The 24,064-nt window shown below is 33.6% G+C and carries 24 protein-coding genes and 2 pseudogenes; 19 read left to right on the top strand and 7 right to left on the bottom strand.

Annotated features, from left to right (window positions below; translation table 11 throughout):
• The first annotated feature begins 62 nt into the window (after nucleotides 1-62).
• Nucleotides 63-1,283 carry a multidrug effflux MFS transporter gene (locus DYE31_RS03060; protein ID WP_015901099.1) on the top strand — a complete coding sequence of 407 codons (1,221 nt, stop codon included), beginning with the start codon at nucleotides 63-65 and terminating at the stop codon, nucleotides 1,281-1,283.
• A 71-nt stretch (nucleotides 1,284-1,354) separates the two neighbouring features.
• On the opposite strand, the pseudogene DYE31_RS03065 reads toward DYE31_RS03060, so the two are convergent.
• Nucleotides 1,355-3,855, bottom strand: a pseudogene (locus tag DYE31_RS03065) (MMPL family transporter).
• Nucleotides 3,856-3,986: 131 nt separating this feature from the next.
• Nucleotides 3,987-4,559, bottom strand: coding sequence for a TetR/AcrR family transcriptional regulator (locus DYE31_RS03070; protein WP_015901096.1), 573 nt, complete (start codon nucleotides 4,557-4,559; stop codon nucleotides 3,987-3,989).
• Between the two features lie 126 nt (nucleotides 4,560-4,685).
• Between DYE31_RS03070 and DYE31_RS03075 the strand changes: the two genes are divergently transcribed.
• Together DYE31_RS03075 and DYE31_RS03080 are read left to right on the top strand one after the other, a co-directional pair.
• Nucleotides 4,686-5,333 carry an HlyD family secretion protein gene (locus DYE31_RS03075; protein WP_015901095.1) on the top strand — a complete coding sequence of 216 codons (648 nt, stop codon included), beginning with the start codon at nucleotides 4,686-4,688 and terminating at the stop codon, nucleotides 5,331-5,333.
• A 12-nt stretch (nucleotides 5,334-5,345) separates the two neighbouring features.
• Nucleotides 5,346-7,262 carry a DHA2 family efflux MFS transporter permease subunit gene (locus DYE31_RS03080; protein ID WP_015901094.1) on the top strand — a complete coding sequence of 639 codons (1,917 nt, stop codon included), beginning with the start codon at nucleotides 5,346-5,348 and terminating at the stop codon, nucleotides 7,260-7,262.
• A gap of 159 nt (nucleotides 7,263-7,421) precedes the next feature.
• Here the strand turns inward: DYE31_RS03080 and DYE31_RS03085 are convergent, their stop codons facing one another.
• From DYE31_RS03085 to DYE31_RS03095, 3 genes are read right to left on the bottom strand one after another with little or no spacing between them, the layout of a single operon-like run.
• Nucleotides 7,422-8,060, bottom strand: coding sequence for a hypothetical protein (locus DYE31_RS03085; protein WP_015901093.1), 639 nt, complete (start codon nucleotides 8,058-8,060; stop codon nucleotides 7,422-7,424).
• Between the two features lie 45 nt (nucleotides 8,061-8,105).
• A complete protein-coding gene (locus DYE31_RS03090; protein ID WP_015901092.1) occupies nucleotides 8,106-8,546 on the bottom strand; it encodes a hypothetical protein in 441 nt (146 codons plus the stop codon).
• Nucleotides 8,543-9,025 (bottom strand): thioesterase family protein, encoded by a 483-nt coding sequence (locus DYE31_RS03095; protein WP_015901091.1) that lies wholly within the window; start codon nucleotides 9,023-9,025, stop codon nucleotides 8,543-8,545. The genes DYE31_RS03090 and DYE31_RS03095 overlap by 4 nt, the downstream gene beginning before the upstream one ends.
• Before the next feature lie 110 nt (nucleotides 9,026-9,135).
• Between DYE31_RS03095 and corA the strand changes: the two genes are divergently transcribed.
• From corA to nrdG, 5 genes and pseudogenes are all read left to right on the top strand, one after another.
• Nucleotides 9,136-10,083, top strand: a complete 948-nt coding sequence (gene corA / locus DYE31_RS03100; protein WP_015901090.1) for a magnesium/cobalt transporter CorA — start codon at nucleotides 9,136-9,138, stop codon at nucleotides 10,081-10,083.
• A gap of 98 nt (nucleotides 10,084-10,181) precedes the next feature.
• Nucleotides 10,182-11,222: a type 2 isopentenyl-diphosphate Delta-isomerase gene (fni, locus tag DYE31_RS03105; protein WP_041613132.1), complete on the top strand. Its 1,041-nt coding sequence runs from the start codon at nucleotides 10,182-10,184 to the stop codon at nucleotides 11,220-11,222.
• A gap of 319 nt (nucleotides 11,223-11,541) precedes the next feature.
• A complete protein-coding gene (locus DYE31_RS03110; RefSeq protein ID WP_041613016.1) occupies nucleotides 11,542-12,030 on the top strand; it encodes a hypothetical protein in 489 nt (162 codons plus the stop codon).
• A 188-nt stretch (nucleotides 12,031-12,218) separates the two neighbouring features.
• Nucleotides 12,219-14,072: an anaerobic ribonucleoside-triphosphate reductase gene (nrdD, locus tag DYE31_RS03115; protein ID WP_015901087.1), complete on the top strand. Its 1,854-nt coding sequence runs from the start codon at nucleotides 12,219-12,221 to the stop codon at nucleotides 14,070-14,072.
• Nucleotides 14,066-14,601, top strand: a pseudogene (gene nrdG / locus DYE31_RS03120) (anaerobic ribonucleoside-triphosphate reductase activating protein). Before nrdD ends, nrdG begins: the two are co-directional and overlap by 7 nt.
• Before the next feature lie 40 nt (nucleotides 14,602-14,641).
• Here nrdG and DYE31_RS03125 read toward each other — a convergent pair.
• Nucleotides 14,642-15,262, bottom strand: a complete 621-nt coding sequence (locus tag DYE31_RS03125; RefSeq protein ID WP_015901085.1) for a DNA-3-methyladenine glycosylase — start codon at nucleotides 15,260-15,262, stop codon at nucleotides 14,642-14,644.
• A gap of 294 nt (nucleotides 15,263-15,556) precedes the next feature.
• Here DYE31_RS03125 and DYE31_RS03130 point away from each other — a divergent pair, with 294 nt between their 5' ends.
• From DYE31_RS03130 to DYE31_RS03180, 11 genes are all read left to right on the top strand, one after another.
• Nucleotides 15,557-15,880 (top strand): DUF805 domain-containing protein, encoded by a 324-nt coding sequence (locus DYE31_RS03130; protein ID WP_015901084.1) that lies wholly within the window; start codon nucleotides 15,557-15,559, stop codon nucleotides 15,878-15,880.
• Entirely contained in the window at nucleotides 15,858-16,127 is a 270-nt protein-coding gene (locus DYE31_RS03135; protein WP_015901083.1) for a hypothetical protein, read from the top strand. Before DYE31_RS03130 ends, DYE31_RS03135 begins: the two co-directional genes overlap by 23 nt.
• Complete coding sequence (locus tag DYE31_RS03140; RefSeq protein WP_015901082.1) at nucleotides 16,112-16,597, top strand: DUF805 domain-containing protein; 486 nt, start codon at nucleotides 16,112-16,114, stop codon at nucleotides 16,595-16,597. Before DYE31_RS03135 ends, DYE31_RS03140 begins: the two co-directional genes overlap by 16 nt.
• A 44-nt stretch (nucleotides 16,598-16,641) precedes the next feature.
• Nucleotides 16,642-17,259, top strand: a complete 618-nt coding sequence (locus tag DYE31_RS03145; protein WP_015901081.1) for a DUF805 domain-containing protein — start codon at nucleotides 16,642-16,644, stop codon at nucleotides 17,257-17,259.
• Nucleotides 17,260-17,405: 146 nt separating this feature from the next.
• Nucleotides 17,406-17,612, top strand: coding sequence for a helix-turn-helix transcriptional regulator (locus DYE31_RS03150; RefSeq protein WP_046100007.1), 207 nt, complete (start codon nucleotides 17,406-17,408; stop codon nucleotides 17,610-17,612).
• Nucleotides 17,605-18,339 (top strand): DUF3169 family protein, encoded by a 735-nt coding sequence (locus DYE31_RS03155; protein WP_041613015.1) that lies wholly within the window; start codon nucleotides 17,605-17,607, stop codon nucleotides 18,337-18,339. Before DYE31_RS03150 ends, DYE31_RS03155 begins: the two co-directional genes overlap by 8 nt.
• A gap of 122 nt (nucleotides 18,340-18,461) precedes the next feature.
• Nucleotides 18,462-19,361 carry an ABC transporter ATP-binding protein gene (locus tag DYE31_RS03160; protein WP_015901078.1) on the top strand — a complete coding sequence of 300 codons (900 nt, stop codon included), beginning with the start codon at nucleotides 18,462-18,464 and terminating at the stop codon, nucleotides 19,359-19,361.
• Complete coding sequence (locus DYE31_RS03165) at nucleotides 19,354-20,583, top strand: ABC transporter permease (protein ID WP_015901077.1); 1,230 nt, start codon at nucleotides 19,354-19,356, stop codon at nucleotides 20,581-20,583. Before DYE31_RS03160 ends, DYE31_RS03165 begins: the two co-directional genes overlap by 8 nt.
• A 125-nt stretch (nucleotides 20,584-20,708) precedes the next feature.
• Nucleotides 20,709-21,035 carry a YnfA family protein gene (locus DYE31_RS03170; RefSeq protein ID WP_015901076.1) on the top strand — a complete coding sequence of 109 codons (327 nt, stop codon included), beginning with the start codon at nucleotides 20,709-20,711 and terminating at the stop codon, nucleotides 21,033-21,035.
• Nucleotides 21,036-21,073: 38 nt separating this feature from the next.
• Complete coding sequence (locus DYE31_RS03175; RefSeq protein WP_041613130.1) at nucleotides 21,074-22,090, top strand: aldose epimerase family protein; 1,017 nt, start codon at nucleotides 21,074-21,076, stop codon at nucleotides 22,088-22,090.
• 23 nt (nucleotides 22,091-22,113) lie between these two features.
• Nucleotides 22,114-22,797: a ribose 5-phosphate isomerase A gene (locus DYE31_RS03180; RefSeq protein ID WP_015901074.1), complete on the top strand. Its 684-nt coding sequence runs from the start codon at nucleotides 22,114-22,116 to the stop codon at nucleotides 22,795-22,797.
• Between the two features lie 57 nt (nucleotides 22,798-22,854).
• Here DYE31_RS03180 and sdpC read toward each other — a convergent pair whose 3' ends face one another.
• A complete protein-coding gene (sdpC, locus tag DYE31_RS03185; RefSeq protein ID WP_015901073.1) occupies nucleotides 22,855-23,931 on the bottom strand; it encodes a peptidoglycan release complex CPBP-like subunit SdpC in 1,077 nt (358 codons plus the stop codon).
• Nucleotides 23,932-24,064 lie beyond the last annotated feature (133 nt).

A 24,064-nucleotide genomic window follows, 5' to 3' on the forward strand; every position in this document is an offset into this window, starting at 1 on the left:
TTAATAGCATTAAAGTATACGATTAAACTAATATTGATTCAAGAGAGAAAGAGGGGAATTTCGTGAGTCACTCCAATATAGGAAAAGAAAAACCGACAGTTTTTCTGGTTATCATATTAGGGGCATTAACCGCTATTGGCGCATTATCAATTGATATGTTTTTACCAGGTCTGCCTCAAATCAGATCAGATTTTCATACGACGACTTCAGCGGCTCAATTGACGTTGACGTTATTTATGGTTGGCCTCGCTTTCGGTAATTTATTTATGGGACCAATTTCAGATGCTTTAGGACGCAAGCAACCGTTAGTAATTGTGATGATAGTGTATACGCTTGCGAGTTTGGGAATTATTTTTTCTATTAATATCACAATGATGGTTGCTCTAAGACTAGTACAAGGATTGTGTGCAGGCGCTGTAGCTGTTATTTCACGTGCTATTGCTAGTGATATGTATAGTGGTAAAGAATTGACTAAATTCTTAGCTGTACTGATGTTAGTTAATGGAATTGCTCCAGTTATTGCACCTACACTAGGCGGTATCATCTTAATCTTTTCAAATTGGCATATGGTATTTATCATATTGACTGTTTTTGGTATTTTTATGGTCATGAGTTCTGGGCTTCGAATTCCTGAGTCGCTCAGTAAAGAAGCTAGAGAACCAGCAGATATTATGTCCATATTGAAACAGTTTAAATCACTTTTGCAGAGGCCGAAGTTTGTTTTGCCGATGTTGTTGCAAGGGATGACCTTTGTAATTCTGTTTAGTTACATATCAGCTTCTCCTTTCATTACACAACGTATCTATTCACTTTCACCGCAAGCTTTCAGTTGGATGTTTGCGACGATTGGTATTGGTTTGATTATTTCGTCACAGTTAGCAGGAAAACTTGTAGATTATTTTGAACCATTAACAATTATGAGAGGATATACCGCAGTGCAAATTATAGGTGTTATCATGATAAGCACTGTATTAATCTTGCATTTACCAATTTGGATCTTATTTATATCTTTTTTAGCATTGGTTGGACCAGTCACAGGTATAGCAACCATTTCTTTTTCAGTTGCGATGGATGAAAGAACAGGCGGCAGCGGAAGTGCATCAAGTTTATTAGGATTAGTACAAACTTTGATAGGCGGAATCAGTACGCCATTAGTTGGTTTAATGGGTGAAAACAGTTATATTCCATACCTCATTATTATAAGTATTGCTTCAGTCGTTTTAATCATTCTGCATCTTCTGATTGCAAAAGCCTTTTCTGGAAATGAAATAGTAGGAAAATAAATGAAACAATAGAAAGAGCGCTATAGCGACATACATTTCGCTATAGCGCTCCTTTTTAATTTTGTTTTGTCTTAAGATTCTTTATGGTTTTTAACATGTGTTTTAAATGGCCACCAGTTTCCAGCTCCGAATGATTTAACTAATGCTGGAATGAAGAGAGGCAGCATGAAGATATTATAAATAATTAATCCTAAGATAATTACAGTTGCAATTTCCATTAATGTCATTGCACCAGAAGTGTAAAGTGCCGCTACTGTACCGATTAAGATAATACAAGCAGTCATAATAACTGTTCCCATTTTACGCATTGCAGTAAGTAAGGCTTCGGATATTGATTTTCCATCGTCGACTTCTTCGCTGAAACGATTGACTAGGAATATCGCATAATCGACACCTAGTGCCATCAAGACCACAAAGCTGAAGAATGGTACAACCAATAGTAAACCACCCATGCCAAGCATATCGTTGAAAATTAAGTTAGCGATACCGATAGAAGCATAGTAAGTGATTAAAATTGAAGCAATCATATAAAGCGGCATAATGATTGAGCGTTCAAAGATTAAGAGTACAACGAACAAGAATACAGTAATTAAAGCGATTGCTTTAGTCATATCGCTGTCTATAATATTTTGTAAATCGTTGTTTTTGGATGACATTCCGCCATATTCAATATCACTGTTTTTGAATGCTGTACCTTTTACTTGGTTATCAACTGTATTGTGAATACGTTGAACAGTGTTCATTGAAGCTTTAGAGAATGGGTCATCTTTTAATTCAACATTGAGTAAAACGACTTTACCGTCACCTTTACTATATTGATCAACAGATTGTTTCATTTTCTTATCTTTTAACATGTCATCAGTAATGTACATGCCAGATTTACCCATGCCCTTATCTTTAGACATATCTTTTAATCGATCTTGTATTTGAGTTTGTCCATTTTGAACTTTATTAATGCCTTGTTGTGATTGTTCTAGGCCTTTAGACATTTCAGTAGCTTGTTGTGTAGCTTGCTGACCGGCTTGCTGTGGTGATTGGCTGGCTTGTTGCATCGTTTGTTGAACGCGACTTGGGTCAGTGTATGGTTTAACTTGTGAATCCATTTTGCCTAAACCATCATTAACTTGTCCTAAACCATTATTAGCATCAGTCAATTTACTTTGAATTTCATTTAATTGATCTGTTGCTGATAATTGTTTGATTGGTTTTCCTGTAGGACGAGTTATTGTGTTAACACTGTCGACACCTTTTACTTTTTCAATAGATTGAGCAAGTGTTTCTAGATCATTAACACCTTTAGCATTTGTTAATTTCTTATCATCTTTGATTGCGATATTAACAGGGAAGGCTTGTCCCACACTGAAGTCATCTTTAATGATGTTGATGGCTTTTATTGAATCGTATTCATCACCGATTTCATTGGTATTATCATACGTAATTGTATTAGGTGCAAATACGATTATCGGTACCATCACAACAAGTACAATGACTAACGCCAAGAATGAACGTTTATTGGTAAATTTACCTAACGCACCCCATAATGCGTTATCTTTATGTTCAGCAGATTTTTTACTTGGCCAGAATACTTTATTTCCTAATACTAATAAGAGTGTAGGTAATAGTGTGAATAAAATAATCATTAAACATAACACACCAACCGCTATACCCATTGCTGATCTGAATAAGCTGAATTCAACAAAGAATAATGCTGCGAAACCTACAAGTACTGTGATGGCACAAATTAAAATTGTACGTCCGCCATGTTTGAATGTATTTAATACGGCATTAAAATTACTTTGGTCTTTACCTAATTCTTCCTTATATCTGTTTAATAATAAGATACAATAATCTGTTCCAATACCAAATAGCAACGCTATTAAGAATGGTTGGATATAAACAGAGATAGGGAAATCAATATATTTTACAAGGAATGCGAGCACGCCTTGTGAAAACAGGTAAGATAAGCCTACTAATAAAAGTGGTACAAATGGTGTCACTACAGAACGGAACACCAAGAAAAGAATGGCTAAGATTAAAATGACTGTAATAATTTCAGTTGTTTTTAAACCTTCGTTTACACTTTTATTAATATCATTGTTAATTACTTCATTACCAGTTACATAAGACCCTTTGAAATCGTGATGATCAATTTTATTAATATCTTTAACAGCGTCTAAAGTCTTGTCTTTGCTATCTGCTGTTTCGATGGGAATTAAAATCGATTTTTTGTTTTTAGAAACGAGTTTATCTTCTACATCTTTATTCTGGAACGGGTCAGTAACATTTTTGACGTTTTTAACATCTTTAATTTTATTAATATACGATTTTAAGTTTTTCTTGCTATCAGCATCTAACTTATGATCGAGCTGCACTACAGCACTGATGCTTTCTGAACCTGCCCCCACATCTTTTAATTTCTGATCATATGTTCTGAAGTTGTGTCTTTAGGTGGTGCAATGCTGCCTTTATCATTAGCAAGTTGTGCTAGATTCGGAGCGAAAATAATGGAACATGCAATTGCGATAACCACAATAATTGAAATTATCCATCTAAACTTCAAAATGGTCTTCATAAGTAACCTCCCTTTAGTTAGAAATTGAATGGAATATACATTAGTTGAACTAAAGCAACTAATAAAAGTTTTACATCTAAATGATAGTTGATAGGGGATATATTGTAAAGAAAAGCCTGCCCTAAATAGTTTTATTTGGGCAGGTCAGTTTCCTCTAATTCTCGCATTTTAATTGTATTTCTTAACATAATTCGTGCCATTTCTTCTGGAGATTCTTTACATTTTCGTCGCAACCATGAAAATACGACACCAAGTTGTCCCCCAATCAAATATTGGACATAGTACATGTGATGATCCATGTCAGTATATTCAGCCATTACTTTTTCATATGAATCGTATGTAAGATGCACCATTTCTATTACAAAGTCCTTTTGAGGGTGACTGATAAATACAGCATGAAAAAAACGTTGATAACGATAGATATATTTAAATTGTATTCGGAAAAATTGTAGTAGTTTTTGCTTATTATATCTGACTCTGTCAAAATTTTGATATAAAGTCGAAGTAAGTCTGATATATCTTGCTTTGTGATATTCTTGAATTTGTTCGAACAAATCATATTTATCAGTAAAATGAGCATAAAAAGTGGAACGGTTAATACCGCTGTATGCGCAAATCATTTTGATTGTAATTTCATCTATTGAATATTCTTCCATTAAATCAATAGTACTTACAAAAATTTTACGTTTTGCGTTTTTCTTCATTATAGGCACCTCTGTCAATTGAGATAAATCAGTCCGACACATTTCTATAAAATGTTGGTATTTTTTTTAGTTACACCTATTTATAATAGATAAAGTAACTTTAAATAGCAAATAGGAGGAAAGAAAATGAAGAAGATAATATTGATTAATATTATTACAATTGTTGTTTTGGTACTTATCGGAATCGGTGGATTCTACTACTACAATCAAGCAACAGGATATATTAAAACAGATAACGCGAAAGTGGACGGGGAACAAATGAAAATTGCCAGTCCTATTTCTGGTAAATTAGACTCATTTGACGCTAAGGAAGATAAAGATTACAGCAAAGGTGATAAACTTGCTGAAGTAACTGGTAAAGGTGAAGATGGTTCACCACAAAAAATGGACATTGAAATGCCTCAAAAAGGTACTATTGTAAAAACTGATGGTATGGAAGGCAGCATGGTTCAAGCAGGTTCTCCAATTGCTTACGCTTATAATTTAGATGACTTATACATCACAGCAAACGTTGACGAAAAAGATATTTCTGATGTTGAAAAAGGTAATGATGTAGACGTTAAAATTGACGGACAAAACTCTAAAGTTAAAGGTAAAGTAGACGAAGTAGGTAAAGCAACAGCTGCTAGCTTCTCACTAATGCCTTCATCTAACAGTGACGGTAACTATACTAAAGTATCTCAAGTTGTTCCTGTTAAAATTTCTTTAGACTCTGCACCATCTAATTCCGTTGTTCCAGGCATGAATGCTGAAGTAAGTATTCATAAGAATTAAGGAGGTCATTAAATGACACTTGCCTTAATCATATATATTGTTGTCGCATTGGTTCTTATTGCGTTCGTGAATATGTTTGTACGTAAACGTAATAAGAAACAAGCTTCGCGAAAACTGGAACAACGTCAAGCACGTTATAATAGAAATCAAACATCTAAATTTAAAGCGAGCGACTTAGATAAACAACCATCACGCTCAAGTGAAGAAAAAATGACTGAACAACAAAGTGATGAGCAACATCATACTGAATCAGTCGAAAACTTAAAACCATTATCAGAAAATGATTCTGATAACCGCGAAACAGGCTCAGAAAAATCTGAGGATTCAAATGAAACAAAAGATGAAAAACATGAAGATACGCAAGTAGAAGCGAGCGAAAAAAACGGTAATAATAAACAACCTATGTTCCGTTTTGGTAACGGTGTATCACGAAATGTAATTTTAGCTGCCATGTTATTTGGTATGTTCATTGCGATCTTGAACCAAACACTACTGAATGTGGCATTGCCTAAAATCAATACTGACTTTAATATTTCTGCTTCAACTGGACAATGGTTGATGACAGGATTCATGTTAGTTAATGGTATTTTTATTCCTGTCAGTGCCTTCTTATTTGAAAGATATTCATATAGAAGGTTGTATTTATTCTCACTTGTCATTTTCACAATCGGTTCATTAGTTTGTGCTTTGTCACCGAACTTTTCGATTATGATGACAGGGCGTGTATTACAAGCAGCAGGTGCTGGTATCTTAATGCCATTAGGTTCTAATGTTATTATGACGATTTTCCCACCAGAAAAACGTGGTTCTGCAATGGGTGTTATGGGTGTTGCTATGATCTTAGCACCAGCAATTGGACCAACATTATCAGGTTACATCGTACAAAATTACCACTGGAACGTAATGTTCTATGGTATGTTCTTCATTGGTTTAGTAGCTGTTTTAGTAGGCTATATTTGGTTCAGATTATATCAACATACTGAAAATCCAAAAGCGGATATTCCAGGTATTATTTTCAGTACTATCGGATTCGGTTCATTGCTTTACGGATTCAGTGAAGCAGGTAACGATGGATGGGGTTCTAATACAGTAGTAATTTCATTCATTCTAGGTGCTATTTTCATTGTGCTTTTCGTAATCAGAGAAACAAGAATGAAAATGCCTATGTTGAATTTTGAAGTATTGAGATTCCCAACATTCACATTAACAACATTAATCAATGTCGTTGTAATGATGAGTTTATATGGCGGTATGTTATTACTTCCAATCTATTTACAAAACTTACGTGGCTTTACAGCAATTGATTCAGGTTTGCTAATGTTGCCAGGTGCTTTAGTAATGGGTCTATTAGGACCAATTGCCGGTAAATTATATGACATGATTGGTATTAAACCATTAGCAATTTTCGGTATCTCAGTGATGACATATGCAACTTGGGAGTTAACTAAATTAACAATGGATACACCATATATGTCAATCATGGGAATTTATATCTTACGTTCATTTGGTATGGCGTTCATTATGATGCCGATTATGACAGCAGGTATGAATGCTTTACCAGCAAGATTGATTTCACATGGTAATGCACTTGTGAATACGTTGCGTCAACTAGCAGGTTCTATCGGTACTGCAATTTTAGTTACAGTAATGACAAACCAAACAACGCAACACATGAACACTTTCGCACAGGATTTAGATAAAACAAATCCAGCTATTCAAGACCAAATGAAAGAATTAGGAATGCAATTTGGCGGTCAAGATGGTGCAATGCAAGTATTAATGGGATATTTCCAAAAACTTGCAACAGTTGAAGGCGTTAATGACGCATTCTGGATTGCAACTATCTTCAGTCTTATCGCGTTAATTATGAGCTTCTTTATTCAAAGTAAAAAGAAAGCTGCTAAATACGCAAAAGAACACAGCGAATAAGTTAATTAAATATTATGGGGTGAACGACAGTGTTGTAGCGGCACTGTCGTTTTTTATTTCAATGTTAAAAGTTATTATTAAAACGAATACTATAGAATGAGAAAAAGCAGTGAAACAATCTATCGACTAGATTTGTTTCACTGCTTTTTTTAATATCATTTATTTAATTCTGATACGACGATTTCTGAAGAATAGACTAATGAACAATAAACCGAAGCAACAAGCTAATAAAGTCACTGCGTTATTTAATGCATCTGCTGTAGTCAGAATTTGATCCGGTCTGAAACTTAAGAAATATTGACTAAGTGTATCTGCAACACGTTTTGCAGTCTCATTTATAATATTAGATAAACTAAAAGGAATTACAAACATGATTGCGATAATAACCATATTCACGATTTTAATCGCTGTACGATTAAAAATTAAAGTTAAGATAGTTAATATAATGCTCAGAGCACCTGCAAAAAAGAAAATATAAAAGCTCAATTTCAGTTTATCAATATTATCTTGAAGTTGATTGATTTGGGTTAAATCAATATTTTGAGTTGAGATGTTTCTCAATGTTTCTTGGAAATTTAAAATTTGTGAGAAATGAATCGGCTCATTGACCAAAACCAAATTGAAAATAGGTTCTTTCCACATACTGTACATTGAAATTGTAAGCAAGATAAGCACTATTATATGGATAATCAGGCTCACCCATGAACGTTTCTTTTTAGCAGAATATTGATGACCGCGGTGCAACGGTTGCTGCTCAAGTGTTTCTTGGAATTGGCGATGTGATTGTTGAGTGTTCATACTATGTAATAGCAACTCCTTTCTTTGTGTAATATGAAATTTTTTTTACTCGCTTTCTAAATGCATCTCTTTTATTTTAGCACCAATACTTTTAACAATGTAGCGTTTTCCTTGTAATTCATAAGTACGGGAGAGTGCTAGCGCTGATTGATAAATTTTTTCTGGAGACCAAATTACTTCGTTATTAAAGGTATTTTGAGATTCTTCCTCAGAGGATAAGTCAGATTCAAGTTGTGATTCAATATCATCTAATTCGCTTTTAAATACTTTGTCACTTACACTTTGATTCAATAACTCTTCTACCGCATGAATCATTTGGCGTCTTCCTTGTAAATAGCCTAATAAAATACCGCGTTCGAACAATTTGTGATCAGGTCCTCGAGTAATGTTTTCATCAGATTGATTCAATTCGCTGAGTTCCATCTTTACCTCGTCTGATAAATCATACAGAGTCATTCTAATTTCATCTTGAAATAATTGTGTCATGATTTTCCTCCTTTATTAGGAATGTCGATAAGATGGCCTAACTGCTTCGGCCATTTAATATCAGGCTGTTCTTTGTAATAAGCTTTTATTTGATTCAAGTATTGTTCAGGGAAGGGTGCGGATTTTTCTGTACTTTTATCTATTCCCATCATCATTAACTCATTTGTAGCTACTAGGTTATCACTTTCATCGTACATCATTAAAAAGAAATGGACACGTTTATAATCATAGTTATAGAGGTAAATACGAATGAAATACGCATCGTTTAATTTAAGTTGTGATAAAAAAGTAGTATGTTCTTCTAAGGTGAAAATAGTGTAATTCAAACGCTCTCGGTCTTTTAATGATAGACCGTGGGAGTAATTAAAAGCATTTGAAGCTTCGCTGAAAACTTTATTGAAGTCAGCATCATGCATATGTTGATTATGGTCTATCATTGATTCATCTACATAGCCTTTAATAGTAAAACATTCCGGCATTGCACATTTCTCCTTTTCAAAATCAGAATTACTTCTATTTTACTAAAAATACCGTTATGCTACACATAAAAGAAACTATATAATTCGACCTTAAATGAAGGGGGAAAGAAATGAGCGTTTCGATATATTATCAAACAAAAGAAAAGCCTTTAACACGTGTTGAAAATGCAAAAGAAATACCATCAGAAGCGACGATTATTTGGTATGATTTGAATGAACCTACAGAAGAAGAAAGTGATGAATTACTCAATCGTTTTGATTTTAATCCATTAGAAATGGATGATACGATTCATGTGAATCCAAGAGCAAAATATAAAGCGTATGAAAATTACCAGAATGTTGTATTCCATACAATTTCACCAAGAGATTATGAAATCGAAGTACTGAACATTTTTATTATAAATAAAATACTTATCACATATCATCACAATGTCATCAGAGAAGTGAACGAGGTTTATAAACAAATTAAAAATAACTATGATAAAGATTTAGATTGCGAAGATATTGTCTTGTATATGTTAGACCATATTGTCGACAATTATTTTTATTATATTGAAAACATTTCTGATAAAGTATTTACTTTTGAAGATGAACATGGCACTGATCGTACTAATAAATATATGATGGATAATATTTTTGATTTGCGTTCAGATATTATTAAGTTGAATCGTGTGATTATGCCGATGAAAGATGTAATTGATACACTGCAAAATGAAAGTCAGCTGGTACAAGATAAACGTCATAAAATGTATATACAACATATTACAGAGCATATTGATAAAGAAGAAAGTATGCTTCAGACAGCACGCGATATAACGAGAGAAATCAGAGATAACTTTGAATCTTATACGTCCTTTAGAATGAACCGTGTGATGCAGATTTTGACGATTGTTTCGATGATTTTCTTGCCGCTTACTTTGATTGCTGGAATTTATGGTATGAACTTCGAAAATATGCCGGAATTAAAATGGCATTATGGATATTATGCAACGTTAGTTATTATGGTATTAATCTCTTTAGGATGTATCTGGTATTTCAAACGTAAAGATATGTTTTGATTTTTGATATTGTTTCTAGCAAATGGGTAGCAGAAGCAAGCATAGATTGGTACACTTACAATATTATAAGTTTAAGAGAACAGAAAGTAGGAAATGCGATGAGCGATTCAAAAAGAGAACAACGAAAAGATGATCATGTAAAAATTGCGATGGCGCAAAATGACCCTCAGCTGACTGATTTTGATAAAGTCAGATTTGTACATCATTCAATTCCGAGTATAGATGTTGATCAAGTGGATTTATCTGTAAATCTTCCTGATTTTTCAATGTCTTCACCGTTGTATATTAATGCTATGACGGGCGGCAGTGAATGGACGAAACAGATTAATGAGAAATTAGCTGTGGTAGCCCGTGAAACAGGATTAGCAATCGCTGTGGGTTCAACACATGCTGCCTTACGTAATCATAAAATGGCAAGTTCATTTGACATTGTTCGAAAAACCAATCCTGATGGTATTATATTCAGCAATGTAGGGGCAGATGTACCGGCAGACCTTGCAAAACAATCTGTTGAAATGTTACAAGCAAATGCGCTGCAAGTACATGTGAATTCACCTCAAGAACTTGTGATGCCAGAAGGTAATCGTACTTTCTCAAACTGGATGGAAAATTTAAGTGAAATCGTCCAAACTGTAAATGTTCCGGTCATTGTAAAAGAAGTCGGTTTTGGTATGAGTCGTGAATTGATTCAAGATTTAAAAGAAATTGGTATACGTTATGTTGATGTCAGTGGACGCGGCGGTACTAACTTTGTAAATATCGAAAATGAAAGACGTCAACTTAAAGATATGTCTTATCTTCAGAACTGGGGACAATCAACAGTAGAATCATTGTTAGAAAGTAAAAACTTACAAAATCAAGTTACAGTATTTGCAAGCGGGGGTGTGAGAAATCCGCTTGATGCGATTAAATGTCTTGCTTTAGGAGCTGAAGCAGTTGGGATGTCACGTCCATTCTTAGAACAAGTGGAAAATAATGGTATTACACAAACTGTAGAATTTGTTGAAGAATTTATTGAACAAATGAAAAAAATTGCAGTAATGGTCAATGCACAAAATATCGAAGCATTACATCAAACTGAAGTTGTTTTAGATCCATCGTTAAAATCATGGGTTGAACAGCGTGGTTTAGATAAATAAAAAAGAAGCCGTTCAATTGGTAGAAGGTTGAACGGCTTCTTTTTGTAGCAATTTTGGTTTTGGTAATTGCATTATAAAGACTGCGAAGGAGATCACAATCTTGGTAACGCTTACATAAATTATAATTCAATTAGCTGCTTATTTCAATTACGCAAAAGAGAAAATTAACTTAAATATGTATAAAAAGTGACGATAAATATTTATAAAATATATATTGGAAACAAATCATCTGTAATTGGAAACTAAATGCCATATGACTGTTTTAAATTTCGTGCTAAATTTTTATTAGAAAAAAACAGACAAACTGGAGTGATAACAATTGAAGAATAATTATGCCAAAACAATTAACCCGGTTCAGAAATGCATGAACACAATTAAACAATCTTATAAAGCACAATTAGAAGATTTTGACTTTGGATTATCTTATGACTATACGAAGCGTCTATCTCAATGGAGACGTCCAGCACTTAGAAACTTTAATACAAAAGTAGAAATCATAGAGCAGAATTTTAATATAGAAAATTATAATCCAGCTCACAGTTATTATTTAACGATTAACTCTAAACAAAGTGCAACTGTTTTAGTGGAATTAAATCAAGAAGTACGAATGGAAATCAGTGGTGCACAAACAACTTATTTATACGACATTACACCTTATGTGAAAGATAAAAACAATTATTTATATCTTGGATTCTTACTTAACCGCGCACCATCTCAATATCCAGAGTGCAATTTGATTGAATTTAATAATCAAAAATTAAATGCGTTTCGACAAACGAAAGAGCGTCCTTTAAATTACTCTATTTAAAATAAAACATCTAATGGTACACTAAAATTTAATGAATTGAACTGCGTTGTATATAACATTAAATTCAATAGACTGACAAAAAGCTATGACATATCTGTTAAGAGATTTCAAAACTCCTTTCTTTTACTATATATTGTGGTAATTTAATAACCAGAACACAATATATAGTAAAAGGAAGGGGTATTTTTATGCTTGAATTAGAAAAAAGTCTTAGTAATTTAATCAATAAAGATCCGACAGTGATAAATGAAAATGCAAATAAAGATAGTGAAACATATACAACGATGAGAGATTTAACTGCAGGTGTAGTATCAAAATCATATGCCATTGAACATTTATTGCCTAAACATGTTGCTGATGCACACTTGTCAGGAGATATTCACTTTCACGATTTAGATTATCACCCGTTTCAACCTTTAACTAATTGTTGTTTAATTGATATTGAAGGCATGTTGAAAAATGGATTCGATATCGGTAATGCACAAGTAGATTCTCCAAAATCTATACAAACAGCAACCGCACAAATTGTTCAAATTATTGCGAATGTATCAAGCAGCCAATATGGTGGTTGTACTGTAGACCGTATTGATGAAGTTTTAAGTCAATACGCTGCAAAGAATGCTGAAAAACATCGTAAAATCGGTGCGCAGTTTGTATATAAAGAACAACTTGATACATATGTTCGCATGCAAACAGAAAAGGATATCAAAGATGCGATGCAGAGTTTGGAATATGAAATTAATACGCTGTATACTTCAAATGGTCAGACACCCTTTGTCACTTTAGGATTTGGATTAGGAACAGATACGTATAGCCGAATGATACAAAAAGCCATTTTGAATACACGCATTCAAGGACTTGGTCATCATCATGTTACAGCAATCTTTCCGAAATTGGTCTTCTCAATTAAAAAAGGAACCAACTTCTCACACTCTGATCCGAATTATGATATAAAACAATTGGCATTAGAATGTTCAACGAAACGGATGTATCCGGATATTTTAAATTATGATAAAACAGTAGAAATTCTTGGTGATTTTAAAGCTCCAATGGGTTGCCGGTCATTTTTACCTGCTTGGAGAAATGAAAATGGTGAGTATGAAAATAGTGGACGTATGAATTTAGGAGTAGTCACACTTAATATTCCGCGCATTGCGATAGAAACAGAAGGTAACCTAGCTACATTTTGGCTTCTGCTAGATGAACGCATGTCCTTGATTCATGATGCATTAAGTTATCGTATCAAACGATTGCAAGAAGCAACGCCTAATAATGCACCTATTTTATATAAGAGTGGTGCTTTCCATAAGAGATTGAACGAACAAGATGAAGTTATGTCATTGTTTAAACGTCAACGTGCTACCATTTCAATTGGCTATATTGGATTGTATGAAGCAGCAACTGTATTTTATGGCCCGAATTGGGAAACGAATCCAGAAGCGAAAACATTTACGTTAGATATTTTGCGTCGTATGAAAGATTTTCAATATCAATGGACTAAACAATATGATGTTTTCTTTAGTTTATATAGTACGCCGAGTGAATCTTTAACTGATCGTTTTTGTCGTTTGGATCGAGAACGTTTTGGTTTGATTCCGAATATTACAGATAAAGGTTATTACCAAAACTCTTTTCATTATGATGTACGTAAAGTAGTATCTCCATTTGAAAAATTGGATTTTGAAAAGGATTACCCTTACTTAGCAAGCGGCGGTTATATTCATTATTGTGAATATCCTAAGCTGACACATAACACAAAAGCATTAGAAGCGGTATGGGATTATGCTTATGATAAAGTCAGTTATCTTGGAACCAATACGCCGATAGATAAATGTTATGAATGCGGTTTTGAAGGGGAATTTGATACAACTGTTAAAGGTTATACTTGTCCGCAATGCGGTAACCATAATCCTGAAACAGTGGATGTAGTAAAACGTACATGCGGTTATCTTGGCAACCCTGTCCAAAGACCAACGATTGAAGGACGCCAAAAAGAAATTACTGCACGTGTTAAACATATGAAAGATAAAGGATCATGTTAATGTTTGAGAATGTACAGAACGGACAGGGATATATTGCTAAAATAGAAAAAGAGAGTTTTGTAGACGGTGAGGGTGTGCGATGCAGTGTCTATGTTTCTGGTTGTCCTTTCAATTGTAAGGGTTGTTATAATCATGCAGCTCAGAACTTTACGTATGGACATGCGTTGGATGATGTCACTTTAAAAACGATTATTGAAGAATGCACACCTGATTATATCGCAGGATTAAGTATATTAGGCGGAGAGCCTTTTTGTAATTTAGATACTGTAGAATGCATCATTCAAGCATTCCGTAAACAATTCAACACACAAAAATCAATTTGGGTATGGTCAGGTTTTCTTTTTGAGACGTTAATGCATGATTCTGGAAAGAGAAGGTCAATTTTAGAACAGATTGACGTACTAGTAGATGGTCCATTTGTTCAAAAGCTTTATCAACCTGGGCTGCCTTATAAAGGAAAGGATCTTTGAATCAACGAGTCATTGATGTTCAATCGTCTTTAGCAGCAAATTTAATTAAAGAATATTAAAAAAACCGGAAGAGTCGGGGTTAATCCTAACTCTTTCGGTCTATTTGTGTTTTTTCCAAGTATCTTCTGCTGCAAGCATATCCGATTTGCGCATTCGTGATACATAGGGGTTGCCCTCTACAGTGAAACGAAGCGGTTTGTGTGTCCATTCTCCCTTGTTCGGAACACCGATACGCGGACTTTCAAGAATTGAACTAGGGTATTTACGTGCTTTTGTATCTATAGAAAGCGGTCCTTCATTTAAGCGAAGACCATCTAATGCCATTGACATATTAAAAGCACGTGTCCATTTACCAGGTCCATTTGTTACATCAATGCCAACTTTGCCATTTCTGTTTTCTATCATTTGATCTGTAATCAATTCAGGTTCAAGTGCACGTATAAGTACTCCTTCAGCAGTTCCAGCTGGTTGTGTTACGAGGTTGATTAATAAATGTGTGTGCATCACATGCGCATAAATTGTACCGCCATCTTTATACATTGATTGTACACGCGGTGTTTGCCGGCCATTATAACTATGTGCTGCTTCATCAATTTTTCCTAAATAAGCTTCTGTTTCCACAATATAGCCAGAAAATTGATTTTCTCCATCGTCAAATATTAACTTAACGCCTAATAAATCTTTCGCAATTTCTGGAGTGGTACGATTGATAAAATCCATTTTTTCCTCCTTATCGAATTTACGATTATACTTAATATTTATTTTAAGCAATTTTTTCGCTTTTTGACAATAATGTGATTGGAAACACTATAATATCAGCGATGACAGCATTGTAAATATTGTAAAAAATTATAATTAAGAAGAGGCTGTTGAAATGTTGTGTTAATATAATAATAAATACTTTCGACAAATTATAACCTTTTATAATATTTAATCAAATTTCTAGACTTTCAAGATAAATATAATACTGAAAGCAAGTAGATCTTGTTGAAACATTATGAGGAGGAGATTTTATTGGAGAAAAGAGTGGGATTCGGTGAATCTTTTAAATTGTTCTGGAAGAATTATGTGAATTTTAAAGGACGTGCGACACGCCCTGAGTATTGGTTTATGACTTTATGGAGTTTTATTATTTTTCTTCCTTTTACATTTATTTTATTAATCGGCATGAGTATTATGATTGCAGGCGGTGTAAACGATTCAGATGGTCTCATAGCTATAGGTGCATTATTATATTTTGGCCTAATAATTATCGTCACGTTAATCGGACTTGCGATGCTGCTTCCATCTATCGCACTATTATTCCGTCGTGTTCATGATACCGGCAGATTCTGCTAAATTTTATTTCTTTTTCTTAGGTTATGCAATTATCGGATATATTATTGCAATTATTGCAGTTAATGCTTCTGATGGCGCAGCTTGGTCTATTATTTTAAGTCTATTAATTTGGTTAGGCTATATGGCTTTTGCAATTTACATGTTAGTGATAACAATCTTACCAAGCGAACCAAGAGACAATAAATATGGTCCTGTACGTGGAAGTGCTCGTATTCAGGCAGGTGATTCAAATTGGAGAGACATGTAGGGTTTGGTAAAGCGTTTATGCTCTTTTGGAAAAATTATATAAATTTTAAAGGGCGTTCTACCAGAGAAGAATTCTGGTGGTGGATATTGTGGTATTTTATTATAGACCTGCTATTTCTTTTTATAGGCTTAATAGGTTTTGTGTTGATCAGTAGCAGCAGCAGTGCAGGTCAATTAATGGGGACACTTTTCTTAATAGGTGTAATATTTTTATGGGTTTTCTTTGCACTAGTTACGCTTGTACCCATGTTGACGTTGAAAATTCGACGCTTTCATGATACTGGACGTAAGATGATAATCCCCATTGTATATTTTGTATTGTCAAATGGACTGTCGGTTTTTGCGAATTTCATTCCAGATGATTTCTATGACATAACAGTGTTAGCAATAGTATTTTTGATATTTGTTATAGTGAATATTATTTTATTTGTGTATATAGTAATAGTGGCAGTATTACCAACTAGAAAATAACAGCAGTTTAAAGTTGAGGAACTTTACAGAGAGGAAGAAGTAATATGGAAGAACGTGTAAGTTTTGGCGAAGCATTTATTCTTTTTTGGAAAAATTATATTAATTTCACTGGGAGAGCTCGACGAGCAGAATACTGGTGGTGTGTATTATGGGCCGCTTTTTTATTTTTACCGCTTTTGGGACTTGGGTTTATTACAATTGCAGCGATGTATGTTACCCTTCTAAATGGATTGATTTTTGATACGTACCTGACATTAATAGTCGTATTTATTTGTATGATTATATTCGGATTTATAGGTCTAGTACTTTTCGTACCGTTTTTATCGCTTATAGTCAGACGTTTTCATGACACAGGAAGAAAGATGGTTGTTCCGATAATATATATATCATTATCATTGGGCTATAATATTATTCAACCTATAGTTACATCCGATGCTAATGATAGCAACAGTGTGCTTTGGATATTTGCATTGTTGTATATATTGGTTAATTCAGGTTTATCGATTTATGTATTAATAGTTACTTTATTACCAAGTCAGCTTGCAGATAATAAATATGGACGAGGACCTGCTGGTAAGAAATTCGAGCAAGGTCATACACCAACGTCACACAAGTCGTATTCTGATTCGACATCAGGCAGCCATCATACACATTATGAATAAGATATTTTAAAGACGATTTCTAGACTTAATTAGAAATCGTCTTTTTTGTTTTTTGTTTTTTTGATTAACATTAATGTCATTTTGACTAATATGATTGTCAAAATGACAAAGATAATATAGTATGTTGGATAACGGAGGTTGGAAATATGAGAACACGCTTAAAAGAATTACGGGCACGCGATGGATATAACCAAACACAACTTGCTAAAAAAGCAGGAATTTCACGTCAAACAGTTTCTTTAATTGAAAGAAACGAATTCATGCCTTCCGTACTTACTGCTGCTAAGATAGCACGTATTTTTGGAGAACGGATTGAGGACATATTTATTTTTGAGGAGGATGATTATGAGTAAAGCGAAGAAAAATACGTTGTATATTAGTAAAGTTTTATTAGGAGGAATAGTAGGCGGAGTAATATGTTTTCTATTTTCTTTGCATTCTGGGATTAAATTACCTACATTCTTGAATACATTTGATACTCAAGTAAGCACCGGAATTACTATTTTAATAGTTATAATTTGCGGTATTTTTATGTTGAAGTATTTGAAAAACGCATATAATTATAAGCAAAAATCTGAAATACAAGAGGATTTTGCTGATGAATATAATCAAACCTATAATCAAACCTATAATCAAAAGTTTCTGAAAGCGGGCTGGTTTTATCAAGCAACAATTATTATCACATTGCTTAACATGATATTTGTTGCAATTTTTAAAGAGGATATGAATGATCAATGGGGTTTAACTACTATCCCTTTACTCATTAGCGCCGTTTTTGGAATAAGCTATAATGTTATATTACCAAAAATAGATTCGAGATTACCCAAATACAACGATTCTAATTACATTGGCAAAATGATTTCTGCGATGGATGAGGGAGAAAAGTATATCTCTTATTCTGCACTATTTAAACTTTATCATTATAATGTTATGGCAGTTATGATGATGATTATTCTGCTGGCTTTTTATTCAGCAGTTACACATACGGATCAAATTATTGCATTGTTAGTGTTAATAGCACTCTACATTTTCAATGTTGTTTTCTACTATGCCAAAATCAGTAAATATTATAAGCAATAATATTGTAAAATTTATGAAAATATATAGATAAGCTACAGAAATGTCCTGACAGTATGATAATATTAAGATAAGAATTATATATAATTTAAAACTTAAAAAATAACGCAAAGGAGATGAGGAATATGTCGTTAGAATTAAAAGATGTTACTAAAAAATATGGCGATAAGACAGTTGTTAATGATATTTCTTTATCGCTAGATAATGGTAAAATGTTAGGTTTTTTAGGGCGAAACGGGGCAGGTAAAACAACAACTTTTAGAATGATTCTGGGATTAACACCGCTTACAGAAGGCTCTGTTACATATAACGGTAATAAGATGGGCGAAAGTATGTTTAATAAAGTAGGCTATCTTCCTGAAGAACGTGGTTTGCATCCTAAAATGAAAGTTAAAGATGAATTGAGATATCTTGCGACATTGAAGGGAATGCCTAGAATAGATTTTGATAAAGCTTTGGATTATTGGCTGAATCGATTTAAAATTATGGAAAATAAAGATAAAAAGATAGAGTCGCTTTCCAAAGGAAACCAGCAAAAAATTCAATTACTTGCGAGCTTGATTCATCGTCCGGAGTTATTGATTTTAGATGAACCTTTCAGCGGATTAGATCCTGTAAATGTAGAATTGCTGAAATCAGCAGTTAAAGATTTAAACAAAGAAGGAACGACTATTATTTTTAGTTCTCATCGTATGGAACATGTAGAAGAACTTTGTGATGATGTTTGTATTTTAAAGAATGGAAATTTAGTTCTCCAAGGGGATATACAAGCAATTAAAGATCAATTTGATTTGAAAAAAGTGTTGATTGAAACAGATAAGCCGCTCGAATCCTTAGAAGATATAGAAGGTGTTTCTCAAGTGAATCGTTCTAAACGAGAAATTACATTGACTGTAGAAGACCAAGCAACTGCTGAACGTGTATATGATGCAGTCACAAAAAGTGGCTTTGTTAAACGATTCCAAGTATTAGAACCTTCTATTCAAGATATCTTTATTGAAAAAGTAGGTGATATTCATGAGTAAATTCTGGGCTACATTTTCTTTAACGTATATGAACAAAATCAAATCTCGTGCTTTTATCATTATGACTGTGATTATTTCATTGCTGATTATTGGCGGTGCAAATGCCAATAAAATTATTGATATGTTTAACGGAGGTCCTGATAAAATCGGAATTGTCTCTGAAAATCAGCAAGTATATCAAATGGTAAAATCACAAAGCGCAAAAATTGAAGATAAAGGAACTAAATTTCAACATGTTTCTGAAAAGCAAGCAATCAAGGATGTAAAAAATGAAAAGCTGGATAAAGCTTACATAATCAAAACAAAAGGGAAGCAAGTTGAAGGAGAGATTGTCAGCAAGGATTCAGTTTCTGACGAAACAAAACAAAAATTAGAAAGTATACTGACACCTATACAAACACAAGCAATTGCGAAGAGTGTTAATTTGAGTCCTAAAGATCTTCAAGCTTTACAACAACAAAGTAAAGTAACTGCCAAAGTAGTTGGCAAGGATGCTAAACAGCTTTCTGAGCAAGATAAAGTCGCTAATATTATAATTTTATATGCAGGTATTATGTTAATGTTCTTTATCATCCTTAACTATGCCAATCAAGTAGCCATGGAAGTGGCGACTGAAAAAATATCTCGTGTCATCGAAATGGTAATAACGAGTATCTCACCTGTTAAACATTTATTAGCCAAAATCTTAGCGATTATTTTAGTGGCATTTACCCAAGTTTTGATTTTTGTGGTAGTAGGGGCAATTAGCATTTATCTTTCTGATTTAAGAGATATTGTGAAAAAATTCAATGTTAAATTTACAGATGTCACAATGCACTTATTAATTGTCGGCGTGATTTGTTTTATCATTGGTATCATTTCTTATACGATTCTCGGTACTATTTTAGGTTCTTTAGCTACGCGTATTGAAGATATGAACCAAGCATTAATGCCGATGACTGCGGTAAGTTTTATTGCGTTTTATATCGCATTGCTTAATTTGAATACACCTGAAACAATGCTTACAAAAATTGCAAGTTTCATTCCATTACTTTCTCCTTTTGTGTTATTCTTGCGTGCTTCAACACCAGAATTGCAGTTATGGGAAATTATTGTCAGTGTATTGCTGTCACTTATTGTAATGATATTGCTACTTTGGATTGCAGTTCGCAGTTATCGAGATTCGGTGCTTACTTTCGAAAAAGGGTTCTTTAAAGGATTAAAACGTGCATTTAAAAAGTAATAATTGTATAATTCATGTTCAAATGTTCATCAAAGGCACATCTTTGCTAGATTGTATCTAGTCATAGGTGTGCCTTATTGTTAAAATATAGAGTGAGGAAAGTAATAAACAGGTGGCAAACAATAATGATTTATCCTATTTTAATATTTATTTTAGCAGGGTTGTGTGAAATTGGCGGCGGTTATCTTATTTGGCTATGGTTGAGAGCATCGCAATCACCGCTCTTCGGATTGCTGGGAGGCATCCTTTTAATTTCATACGGCATTGTCGCAACGTTTCAAGTATTTCCGACGTTCAGCCGAGTTTATGCCGCTTACGGCGGAGTATTTATTGTGATGAGTATTTTGTGGGGATACGTATTTGATAAACAGACACCAGACAAATACGATGTTTTGGGCGCAATAGTTTGTATTATTGGTGTCTTAATCATGCTGCTGCCTGACAGAAGCTGATTTTGAATCGGTGAGTTAGGAAAGGGTGTATTGAAATGATGTTTACAAGAGTGGAGCACCAAAGAAACGGACTCGATTTAATCAAAATTGATAATGATGAAGCAAAGATTGTATTTACGAATTATGGGGCAAGAATTGTATCTTGGAAATATGAAGATAACAATATTGTCTTAGGAAATGTAGTAGAAGCGGATGAATTCTATCAAGAAAACCCCTTTTATTTTGGCGCATCTGTAGGCCGTTACGGCGGTCGAATTGCAGACGGCAAATTTGAACTTGATAATCAAACGTATCAATTAGAGCAAAATGATCCGCCGAGTCACTTGCATGGTGGCTCAAATGGTATTGACCGTCATTTATTTGATTATGAAATCAAAGATGAAAATGGCGGATATATACAAATTATTTTCACGACAACCATTAAAGAGGCAGACGATCATTATCCGGGAGATATTAAATTAAAGATTATACATACGTATGATATCGATAACCGATGGTCTATTGAATACTATGCTGAATCTGATCAAACTACATTATTCAATCCGACAAATCATGTCTATTTCAATTTAAATCGGGATAATAAAGAAGTAGATAATCATTATTTTACAAGTGATAAGTTAAATATTCATTTACTCAATGACCAGAATTTACCAGAAGCAGCGGCAACATTAGATTTAGTAAATCTATTTAATAAAAATAAAATTCGTTTGACTGAGATGTTTGAAAGTGAAAATGCTAGACTTAATGAACAAATGGAAACATATAAAGGTTTAGACCATCCGTTTTCTATCGGAGATGAATTAATTGTAGAAAACAGTCAATTCCTTTTGAAAATGAAGACAGATATGCCGAATGTGGTCGTATTCACATTTAATGACACAAGTAGTTGGAAAAGTGATATGAATATCTATAAAGCACATTCAGGTTTTACCTTAGAAACACAAAACTTACCAAATGATATTAACCTATTTGGGAAAGATGCACCGTCAATTTTACAGAAAGACCAAGCATATTATTCTAGAACAACGTATCAAATCATTGAAAAACTGATGTAAATTGAAAACAAGGAGTATTCAGCATGGATATAAAAGAGTTGAAATTAAAAACTGTTGATGATGCAGTAACAGAAATTAAGGATGGTATGATTGTAGGCATAGGCACAGGCAGTACAATTGAACTATTATTACCTAAAATTGCAGCATTATTGAATGACGGCACTCAAATTACAGGTGTGTGTACTTCAAATAAAACTGCATTAATTGCTAAGGAACTCGGAATCAAAATCGTTGATGTGAATGATGTAGATTATATCGATGTCGCAATTGACGGTGCTGATGAGTTCGACTCTGATTTAAATTTAATTAAAGGCGGAGGCGGCGCATTATTCCGTGAGAAAGTCATTGATGATATGGCAGAACGGTTTGTTGTGATTGCTGATGAAACTAAGTTCGTTGATTACCTTGGACAAACATTTAAATTACCAGTAGAAGTAGACAAATTCAATTGGTTGCTCGTATCGAAAAAAATCACAAAAGATACACAAGCGGTTGTTTCACGCAGAAACGTTGAAGATATTCCATTTGTTACTGATAACGGTAATTATATTTTAGATGTAGAACTGCTACCGCATACAAATCCTTATGAAATGCATGAATACTTAATTCATTTAACAGGTGTGTTAGAAACAGGTTATTTCCTTGATGTTACTGATCGTGTCATTGTCGGCACAAAAGAGGGCGTTAAAATTCTAGATAAAGAATAATATAAGAAAGGCTGATAGGTTCGCTGTAATAATACAACGAATCCATCAGCCTTTTTGTTAGCGTCTGTGATTATTATTTGAAAACGGAGAACGTTTATTTGTTTCAGTGTTTTCTTCTGTATTTTCTTCTGATTGTTTAATTTCATCTTTAACGTCTTTTACAACTGAAGAAGTAGGACGTTCTTCTGCTTCTTCAGAAGTTTCAGTACTTTCTTTTTCTGCAGAAGTTTTTTCATGCACTTCTTTTTCTTCAGTTTGTGCTTTAGCAGCAGGAGAAGTTTTAATATCATCATCTTCAGGATCTTTTGGATACTCCAGATAATTATCTGGGGCAACTTCTTCTAAAGAGTCTTTGGTAAAGTAATAAAGACAAGCACGAATAATCAAGCTCAAGATGATATAAACTACAGCAACAGCTGCTGTGCTTAAAGCAATGACTTTCATTGAGAATAAATCGCCGACTTCTTCGCTGAAGAAAAAGACAAGAGCAAAAGTCATAGCTGCATGGAAAACAACTGCAATATAAATCGTACGACCTTTAGTTGCACGAATTAATTCCCCAATAATCATTGAGAAAGAAAAGTTGTACAGTAAGTTGTAGAGTGTGAATTCAGTCGAATATGTAGTGTTTACATTCCATATTGCATAAAGAACACCAACAATAATTGAAGCAAAAAAAGTATTCATTTTTGTTTCAACAATATTTTGCAAATAAGAACGGAATCCGAATTCTACGAAAAAGGCCATAAATAAATGACCGATTAAAATCGTCCAAACAGAAACAGATAAGTTTTTAGATTGTAATAAGATAAAACTATCTGCATAGTTATTGAAGATAAACATGCAAATAATAAAGATAATAAGTGGCAGAATAAGTGCCAATAATAATCGTTCAATCACTTTAAAGCTTAATGAAAGTTTTAAGCTTGCTATTTGAGCACGTTTGTTTTTAAATACGATGATACAAATAATTGCTGCAATAAAAGGTGCAAGTGTACTCATATCAAAAACAAAGCGTTTGAATGGTACCTCTGCCTGAAAATCTTTCAGAATCAATGGGAAGGCAAATGCAAGTACAAAGAAGACAAAAATCGTCATGGCCCATTGGAAACCTGATATACGTTTCATGTTCATTTTTTTGAAACCTCCAATTAAATACGGGGTGATTCCATACAATATTCTACGGCTGCTTTGCACTGTTGATTTATAGAGTCAATCTGTTGTTGTAATTAATAGTCAAACCGCTTCATCGCGGTTTTGTTTTATA

It is taken from the genome of Staphylococcus carnosus (genome assembly GCF_900458435.1).
GTDB lineage: Bacteria > Bacillota > Bacilli > Staphylococcales > Staphylococcaceae > Staphylococcus > Staphylococcus carnosus.

Coding starts and splice junctions, on each gene's coding strand:
- DYE31_RS03165 (WP_015901077.1), top strand. CDS start 19,354: ATGAGTAAATTCTGGGCTACATTTTCTTTAACGTATATGAACAAAATC.
- DYE31_RS03125 (WP_015901085.1), bottom strand. CDS start 15,262: ATGGATTTTATCAATCGTACCACTCCAGAAATTGCGAAAGATTTATTA.
- DYE31_RS03160 (WP_015901078.1), top strand. CDS start 18,462: ATGTCGTTAGAATTAAAAGATGTTACTAAAAAATATGGCGATAAGACA.
- DYE31_RS03070 (WP_015901096.1), bottom strand. CDS start 4,559: ATGAAGAAAAACGCAAAACGTAAAATTTTTGTAAGTACTATTGATTTA.
- DYE31_RS03135 (WP_015901083.1), top strand. CDS start 15,858: ATGATACCGGCAGATTCTGCTAAATTTTATTTCTTTTTCTTAGGTTAT.
- DYE31_RS03175 (WP_041613130.1), top strand. CDS start 21,074: ATGTTTACAAGAGTGGAGCACCAAAGAAACGGACTCGATTTAATCAAA.
- DYE31_RS03085 (WP_015901093.1), bottom strand. CDS start 8,060: ATGAACACTCAACAATCACATCGCCAATTCCAAGAAACACTTGAGCAG.
- fni (WP_041613132.1), top strand. CDS start 10,182: ATGAGCGATTCAAAAAGAGAACAACGAAAAGATGATCATGTAAAAATT.
- DYE31_RS03180 (WP_015901074.1), top strand. CDS start 22,114: ATGGATATAAAAGAGTTGAAATTAAAAACTGTTGATGATGCAGTAACA.
- DYE31_RS03150 (WP_046100007.1), top strand. CDS start 17,406: ATGAGAACACGCTTAAAAGAATTACGGGCACGCGATGGATATAACCAA.
- DYE31_RS03080 (WP_015901094.1), top strand. CDS start 5,346: ATGACACTTGCCTTAATCATATATATTGTTGTCGCATTGGTTCTTATT.
- DYE31_RS03090 (WP_015901092.1), bottom strand. CDS start 8,546: ATGACACAATTATTTCAAGATGAAATTAGAATGACTCTGTATGATTTA.
- DYE31_RS03170 (WP_015901076.1), top strand. CDS start 20,709: ATGATTTATCCTATTTTAATATTTATTTTAGCAGGGTTGTGTGAAATT.
- DYE31_RS03095 (WP_015901091.1), bottom strand. CDS start 9,025: ATGCCGGAATGTTTTACTATTAAAGGCTATGTAGATGAATCAATGATA.
- DYE31_RS03145 (WP_015901081.1), top strand. CDS start 16,642: ATGGAAGAACGTGTAAGTTTTGGCGAAGCATTTATTCTTTTTTGGAAA.
- corA (WP_015901090.1), top strand. CDS start 9,136: ATGAGCGTTTCGATATATTATCAAACAAAAGAAAAGCCTTTAACACGT.
- DYE31_RS03075 (WP_015901095.1), top strand. CDS start 4,686: ATGAAGAAGATAATATTGATTAATATTATTACAATTGTTGTTTTGGTA.
- sdpC (WP_015901073.1), bottom strand. CDS start 23,931: ATGAACATGAAACGTATATCAGGTTTCCAATGGGCCATGACGATTTTT.
- DYE31_RS03155 (WP_041613015.1), top strand. CDS start 17,605: ATGAGTAAAGCGAAGAAAAATACGTTGTATATTAGTAAAGTTTTATTA.
- nrdD (WP_015901087.1), top strand. CDS start 12,219: ATGCTTGAATTAGAAAAAAGTCTTAGTAATTTAATCAATAAAGATCCG.